The sequence below is a fragment of the Planobispora longispora genome (assembly GCF_016863135.1).
Taxonomy (GTDB): domain Bacteria; phylum Actinomycetota; class Actinomycetes; order Streptosporangiales; family Streptosporangiaceae; genus Planobispora; species Planobispora longispora.
Genome location: NZ_BOOH01000064.1, coordinates 91,149 through 99,112, shown reverse-complemented (window position 1 = coordinate 99,112; position 7,964 = coordinate 91,149). Strand labels below are relative to the sequence as shown.

General features: G+C 76.4%; 3 protein-coding genes (1 of these 3 only partly in view). All 3 read left to right on the top strand.

From position 1 onward, the window contains the following. Nucleotides 1-2,236: non-ribosomal peptide synthetase (locus Plo01_RS35950; protein WP_203895242.1), on the top strand; the 2,236-nt coding region annotated here is incomplete at its 5' end. Next, nucleotides 2,229-3,041: a thioesterase II family protein gene (locus Plo01_RS35945; protein WP_203895241.1), complete on the top strand. Its 813-nt coding sequence runs from the start codon at nt 2,229-2,231 to the stop codon at nt 3,039-3,041. The genes Plo01_RS35950 and Plo01_RS35945, both read left to right, overlap by 8 nt. Then, nucleotides 3,038-7,964 carry the 5' portion of a non-ribosomal peptide synthetase gene (locus tag Plo01_RS35940; protein WP_203895240.1) on the top strand. 1,511 nt of this gene lie beyond the right edge of the window, so only the first 4,927 of its 6,438 coding nucleotides appear in the window; the start codon lies at nt 3,038-3,040; its stop codon lies beyond the right edge, outside the window. Before Plo01_RS35945 ends, Plo01_RS35940 begins: the two co-directional genes overlap by 4 nt.

Sequence of the window (7,964 nt, the reverse complement as noted above, 5' to 3'; positions counted from 1 at the left end):
GGTGCTGGCCAGATCGCGGGCGGTGACGCTGTCGGCGCTGGCGCACCAGGACGTGCCGTTCGACCGCGTGGTGGAGGAGGCCGCGCCGCCGCGCACCCCCGGTGTCACGCCGTTCGTCCAGGTCGCCGTCGTCGTGCAGAACACACCGGAGGCGCCGGGACGGCTCGACGAGCACGTGCGGATCGAGCCGGTGCCGGTGCCGCCGACGACGGCCGCCTTCGACCTGTCCTTCCAGCTCTGGCCGGAGGCCGACGGCACGATGACGGGCTTCGCCGAGTACTCGACCGAGCTGTTCGACCGGCCGACCGTCGAGGGCGTCGTCACCGCCCTCGAGCGCGTCCTCCTGGCGGGCGCCGCGGACCCGGGCCGCCCGGTGTCCGCGCTCTCGCTGGTCGCGGACCCCCTGATCCTGACCGGCCCGGCCGTCGACCCCCGCGGGGCGGCGGACGTGCCGATCGCCGAGCTGATCGCCCGGCAGGCCGCCCGGACCCCCGGACGGCCCGCGTTCCGGCTGGCCGGCGCGGGGGACCGGACGATCACCTACGCGGAACTGGACCACCGGGCGCGCTGCCTCGCCGGACGGCTGCGCGAGCGGGGGATCGGCCCGGAGGACGTCGTCGGGGTCTGCCTGACGCCCGGCCTCACGCTGCCCGTCGCGCTCGTCGCCGTCCTGTACGCCGGCGCCGCCTACCTGCCCCTCGATCCGGCGCACCCGGCCGGGCGCCGCGCCCGCCTGGCGGCCGACGCGGGCGCGCGCGCCGTCATCGCCGACGACGCCGACTGGCTGCCGGAAGGGGTGGACCTCGTGCGCCCGACGGCCGGACCGCCCGCGGGCGAGGCCGCGGCGGCGGACCCGGACGGAACCGCGGGCGAGATCACGGCAGCCGATCCGGACGGGGCCGCGTGCGTGATCTACACCTCGGGGTCGACCGGACGGCCCAAGGGGGTTGTGATCACCGGGCGGTCACTGGTCAACCGGCTGGCCTGGATGCGGGAGGCGGTGCCGTTCCGGGCCGGGGAGGCGTCCTGCCAGAAGACGCCGATCAGCTTCGTCGACAGTCTCTGGGAGCTGCTCGGGCCGCTGCTCGGCGGGATGACGACCGTCGTGCTCAGCCCGGAGGCCGGACGCGACCCGCACGCGCTCGTCGACGAGCTCGCCCGGCACGGCGTCTCCCGCGTGCTGGTGGTGCCGTCGCTGCTGCGCGTGCTGCTGCGGACGGTGCCCGGCCTGGGGGAGCGGCTCGCGGACCTGACGACCTGGGTGAGCAGCGGGGAGCCGCTCACCCGCGACGTCGCCCGGCTGTTCGCCGAGCGGCTGCCGGGCCGGGCGCTGCTCAACCTGTACGGCTCCTCGGAGGCCTGGGACTCGCTCTGCCCGGACGGCGGCCCGGCCGTCCAGGAACCGCCCTCGGGCATGTCCGCCGGCGTTCCCGTCGGGCGGCCGATCGCGGGAGTACGCGCGGTCGTCCTCGACGACCGGCTCCGGCCGGTCCCCCGGGGGATGCCCGGTGAGCTCCACATCGGCGGGCGCTGCCTGGCGCGGGGCTATCTCGGCCGCCCGGGCATGACCGCCGAGCGTTTCCTGCCCGACCCGCAGGCGCCGGGCGAACGGCTCTACCGCACCGGCGACCTGGCCCGGATACGCGCGGACGGGCAGGTGGAGCTGCTCGGCCGGGCCGACCGCCAGGTCAAGGTCCGCGGCGCCCGGGTGGAGCCCGGCGAGATCGAGGCCGTCCTGGGGGAACTGCCCGGGGTCCGCGAGGCCGCCGTCGTCGCCGTCCCGTCCGAGGACGGCGTACGGCTCGCCGCGCACGTCGTGGCCCCCGGCGTACGCGACGATCTGCGGCGGGCGCTCGCCCGGCGGCTGCCCGCGCACCTGGTCCCGGAGCGGGTCCTCCTGCGCGACGCGCTGCCCCGGACCGCCACCGGCAAGATCGACCGCCGGGCGCTGCTCCTGGACGGCCGGGGCCGCGACCAGCGGCCGTCTTCCGCCGGTGAGCCGATGACCGCCCTGGAACGCCGCATCGCCGCGGTCTGGGCCGAGGAGCTCGGCCGCGAGGTCGGCGCGCACGACGACTTCTTCGACGTCGGCGGCCACAGCCTGCTCGCACCCGTCCTGGTCGGCAAGCTCGCCGCCGAGCTCTCGGTCGAGCTGCCGCTGAGCTGGCTGTTCGAGCACCCGACCGTCCACGCCATGAGCACGTCTCCGCAGGTCACGGGAGGTATCCATGAGTGATCGGAGGAACCCGTGGCTGGCCAGGCTGAGGCCGTCCGGTGACGCGGCGGTCCGGTTGATCTGCCTGCCGCACGCGGGCGGAGGCGCGGCGACCTTCCGCGAGTGGGCCGACGACCTGCCGCCCGGCGTCGATCTGTGCGCCGTCCGCCTCCCGGCGCGGGAGAGCCGGCTGCGCGAGCCGCCGTACACGAGGATGACCGACCTCGTGCCCGTCCTCGCCGACGGACTCGCCGACGGACCCGACGGGGCGTTCGACCGGCCGTACGCGCTGCTCGGCTACTGCTCGGGCGCGCTCGTCGCCTACGAGCTGGCCGCGTACCTGATCGCCGCCGGACGGCGGCCGCCCGAGCTGCTGGCGGTGTGCGCGTTCCCGGCCCCGGCGCTGGTCGAGCCGACCGAGGTGCACCGGCTGCCCTCCGACCTGCTCGCCCGGCACCTGCGCGGCCTGGGCATCATCCCGGACGCCATCCTCGCCGACCGCGACCTGTTCGCGATGTTCGAACCGGGCGTGCGCGCCGACTACGAGGTGATGGAGACCTGGCGGCACGGGCCGCGCGGGCCGCTGCCGGTCCCGATCACCGTGATCGGCGCCGACGCCGACCCCAGCGTGACCGTCGAGGAGCTGCGGGCCTGGCGGGCCGACACGACCGGTCGCTTCACCCTCCGCGTCTACCCCGGCGACCACGGCTTCTTCACCGCCGACCGCCGCGACATCGCCCGCGGCGTCACCGCCGACATCGCCGTCCTCCCCGAGCCCGCCGGCCCGGCCGGCGGCGCGGGATACGCGGGGGCGGTGCACCGGTGAGCGAGACGGCCGCCGTGCCTCCCCTGTCCGACGTCAAGCGGCGGCTGCTCGCCCGGCTCGCCGCCGGAGCCGCCGGGCCGCCCCCGCCCAGGGTGCCGCGCCGTACGGGCTCCGGGCCGGTGCCGCTGTCGTACGCGCAGGCGCGGGTCTGGCTGATGGACCGGCTGGCCGGGGACCTGCCGCTGTTCAACCTGGTCATCGCCGGCCGCCTGCCGATGGACGTCGATCTCGACGAGCTGCGCCGCCGCCTCACGGCCGTCGTCGGGCGGCACGACGCCATGCGCATGTCGGTCGTCGAGGTCGGGGGCGAGCCGTTCCTGAGCGTCGCCGACTCCGTCCCGGTCGACGTCCCGCTCGTCGACCTGACCGGCGTCGACCGGGAGCGGGCCGAGCGGACGGCCTTCCGGCACGCGTACGAGACCGGGACGCGCCCCTACCGGCTCGACCGGGCCCCGCTGTGGCGGGTCGAGCTGGTCAGGCTCGGCCCGGCCGACCACGTCCTGGTGATCGCCGCCCACCACATCGCGGTCGACGGCACCTCGCTCACCCTCATCCTGCGTGAGCTGGCCGGGTTCGACGCCCCCGACCTGCCCGTGGGATACGCCGACTTCGCCGCCTGGCAGCGCGGCCGGGCCGGGGAGGGCCGGGACACCGGGCTGGACTACTGGAAGGACCGGCTGGCCGGGCTCGACCCGCTCGAACTGCCCGCCGACCGGCCGCGGCCCGCGTGGCCGACCTACCGGGGCGACTCGCTCCAGGCCGTGCTCGACCCCGGCCTCGTCCGCGACCTCGGCGAGATCGGGCGCGCGGCGGGGGCGACGCCGTACATGACCGTGCTGGCGGCGTTCTGCGTGCTGCTGCACCGCTACACCGGGGTCACCGACGTGTCGCTCGGCGCGTTCGTGTCCGGCCGCACGGAACCGGAGCTGCACCACCTGATCGGCATGTTCAGCAACATGATCGTCGTCCGCGCCGACCTGTCGGGCGAGCCCGGGTTCGGCACGGTCGTCGACCGGGTCAAACACGCGCTGCTGGGCGCGATGGGCCACCAGGACGTGCCGTTCGAGCGCCTGGCCGCGGAGCTGGGGCAGAACCGGCCGGACCGGTCGGCGCCGCCGCTGGTCCGCGTGGCGTACAACATGCCGGCCGAGGCGGGGGCGCTGCCGCCGATCGGACGGTCGCTGCCGCTCGACTTCACCCACCGCGGATCCCCGCTCGACCTGACCCTGCACATGATCGAGGAGCCCGGCACGATCCGGCTCACCTTCGAGTACGCGACCGATCTGTTCGACGCCGCCACCGTGGACCGGATGAGCGGCCACTTCCGCACGCTCCTCGCCGGCCTGGTCGCCGAACCGGGAAGACCGATCGGCCAGGTGCCGATGACCGGTCCCGCCGAGGACCGCCGTCTCGCCTCCCACGAGCGGGGCGCCCTCACCACGTACGGTTCCTTCCCCGGGCACGGCGATGCCGCCCGGTCCCTGCACGAGCTGGTCGCCGACCAGGTCGGCCGGACGCCGGACGCGGTCGCGGTCGCCCACGGCGGGCGGTCGCGGACGTACGCGGAACTCGACGCCGACGCGGACGCCGTCGCCCGTCGCCTGCGCGAGCGGGGCGTCGGCCCCGAGACGCCCGTCGGCGTCCTCCTGCGCCGCTCGCCGGCGATGCCCGCCGCGCTGCTCGGGGTGTGGAAGGCCGGCGGCGCGTACGTGCCGCTCGATCCGGGGCACCCGCGCGACCGGCTGGAGACGGTGCTCGGCGACTGCGGCATCGAGGTCGTCGTGACCACCCCCGATCTCGCCGCCGCCCTGCCGCGGGAGGGCCTGCGGCTGGTGTACGCCGACGAGACCGGCCCGCCCGGGGTGTTCGAACCGGTGCCCGCCGACCCCGACCGGGCGGCGTACATCATGTACACCTCCGGGTCCACCGGGCGGCCCAAGGGGGTCGTGATCACTCACCGCGGCATCGCGAACCGCGTCCTGTGGACGGTGTCCGAGCACGGCTTCCACCCCGGCGACCGGGTACTGCAGAAGACACCGCTGGTCTTCGACGCGGCGGGCTGGGAGTTCTTCGCGCCGCTCGTCAGCGGCGGCGCCGTCGTCCTCGCCCCCGACGGCGCCGAACGCGACCCCGGCGCGCTCGTCGCCGCGGCCGGGGACCACGACGTCACCGTGCTCCAGGTGGTGCCCGCGCTGCTGCGGCTGCTCGTCGAGGAGCCGGGCTGGGAGCGCTGCCGCGCGCTGCGGCTGCTGTTCTGCGCGGGAGAGCCTCTCCACGGAGACCTGTGCGCCCGCGTCCGCGCGCTGAGCGCGGCCCGGATCGTCAACACCTACGGCCCGACCGAGTGCTCGATCGACGTGACCTTCCACGAGGTCGGCCGGGAGACGGGCCCGATCCCGATCGGACGGCCGATCGACGGCCTGCACGTCCGGGTGCTCTCCGGCGGGCGACGCGTCCCCACGGGGGTGGCCGGTGAGATCCTCGCGGGCGGAGCCGGCGTCGCCCGCGGCTATCTGGGCCGTCCCGGCCTGACGGCCGAGCGCTTCGTCCCGGACCCGCACGGGCCGCCGGGATCGCGCCTCTACCGCACGGGCGACGCGGGCCGCTGGACCGAAGGGGGCGTCCTGCAGTTCCTGGGGCGCACCGACCACCAGATCAAAGTCAACGGGGTCCGGGTGGAACCGGCGGAGGTCGAGGCCGCCCTCGCCTCGCACCCCGCCGTCCGCGCCGCCGCCGTCACCCCGCGCCGCACGCCGTCGGGCGGGGTCCAGCTGGTCGCGCACGTGACGACGCACCCCGGTCACGGGCACGCCCTGACAGAGCGGCTGCGGGAGACGGCCCGGGAACGGCTGCCCGAGGCGATGGTCCCGGCGGTCGTCGTCGAGGTGCCCGAGCTCCCGCGGACGATCAGCGGGAAGGTCGATCGGCAGGCGCTGGCGGCGCTGCCCCTGCCCGCGGGGAACGGCTCGCGGACGCCGCCGCGCACCGCGACCGAACGGGCGGTCGCCCGCGTCTGGGCGGGGCTGCTCGGCCTCGACCCGGACCAGGTCGTCGCCGAGGACGACTTCTTCCGGCTCGGCGGCCACTCGCTGCTCGTCGCCCGGCTGGCCGCGCGGCTCACGGAGGCGACCGGCCGCACCGTCCCGCTGCCCGAGCTGTTCATCCGGACGACCGTCGGGGACCAGGCGGTCTACGTGGACGGGCCCGCCCGCAACGGGCCTCCGCCGCTCGTCCGGATCCCCCGTGCGGGCCGGGTGCCGCTGTCGTTCGGGCAGCGCCGCCTGTGGTTCCTCGACCGGCTCCGTCCCGGTTCCGCCGAGTACGCGGTTCCGCTGGTCCTGCCCGTGCGCGGGGGGCGGGAGGAGATCCACGACCGGCTGCGGGAGCTCGCACGCGTCCACGACGTGCTGCGGACCCGATACGCGCCGGGCGCGGGCGACCCCTACGGGATCGTCGACGACGAGCCCGTAGTGCCGCTGGAGGAGACCGTCGCCGCCTCCTCCGCCGAGGTCGCCGGCCTGCTCGCCGCCGAGCTCGGCCGCGGCTTCGACCTGGAGCGCGGCCCGGTGTGGCGGGCGCTCCTCGTCCGCGTCCCCGGCGGCGACGACCTGCTGATCGTCACCGTCCACCACATCGCGTGCGACGCCCGCTCCCTCGACGTCCTCGCCCGGTCCTTCGCGGACGGTCCCGGGCCCGCCCCGGAACTGGGATACCCGGACTTCGCCGCATGGCAGCGGCGCGCGCTCACCGGGGAGCACCGGGACCGGCTGCTGGACTTCTGGACGCGGCGGCTCGACGGGGTGACGCCGCTCGACCTGCCCGCCGACCGGCCGCGGCCCGGGGTCCGGGACCCCCGCGGGGCCATGCTCGCCTTCGACGCGCCCGTCGCCGGGCTGCTCGACCGGGGCCGCCGGGCGGGCGCGACGGCGTTCATGACGCTGTTCGCGGCCTACTGCGTGTTCCTCGCCCGGCACACCGGGCGGACCGACCTGCCCGTGGGCGTGCCCGTGGACGGACGCGACCGGCCCGAGCTCGACGACGTCGTGGGATTCTTCGTCAACACGCTCGTCCTGCGCGCCGACCTGTCCGGCGACCCGACGTTCGACGACCTGCTCGACCGCGTGCGGGCGACGGCGCTGTCCGCCTTCGCCCACCGCGACCTGCCGTTCGAGCTGCTCGTCGACGAGATCCGCCCGGCGCGCGACATGTCCCGCAACCCGATCGTCGACGTGCTGTTCGACCTGCAGACGGGTGACGCCGGGGGGCGCGCCGACACCGGCGGCGAAGGACTCTCCGCGTGGCGCACGGCCAAGGCCGACCTCACCCTGATGGCCCGCCTGCGCCGCGACGGCACCCTGTCGTGCCGCTTCGAGTACGCGAGCGCCCTCTTCGACCCCCGGACCGTCGAACGCTTCGCCTCCCGCTTCACCCGTCTCCTCCTCGCCCTGGCCGCCCACGAGGGCCCGGTCTCCGACGTCCCCCTCCTCGGAGAGGAGGAGCGCGCGGCGCTCGCCGCCTACGAGACCGGCGCCGGGAGGGACGCCGCCGACGACGGGGGCGGGGAGGCGGCCGGCTTCACGGCGGGGTCGCTGCACGGGCTGGTGGCCGCCCGGGCCGCCGCCGCACCGGAGGCGGTCGCCGTGGTCGGGCGCAGCCCCGCCGAGGGCGAGGTGAGCCTGACGTACCGGGAGCTCACCGAGCGGGCCGGAAGGCTGGCCGAGCGGCTGCGGGCGGCCGGGGTGGGCCGCGGAGACGTCGTCGGGATCTGCCTGGAACGCGGGCCGGAACTCGTCACCGCGCTGCTGGCGACCCTCCGGACGGGGGCCGCCTACCTGCCGCTCGACCCGGACGACCCCAGGGAGCGGCTCGCCTGGCTGGTCGCCGACACCGACGCCGCCGTCGTGGTCACCGACCTCTCCGACC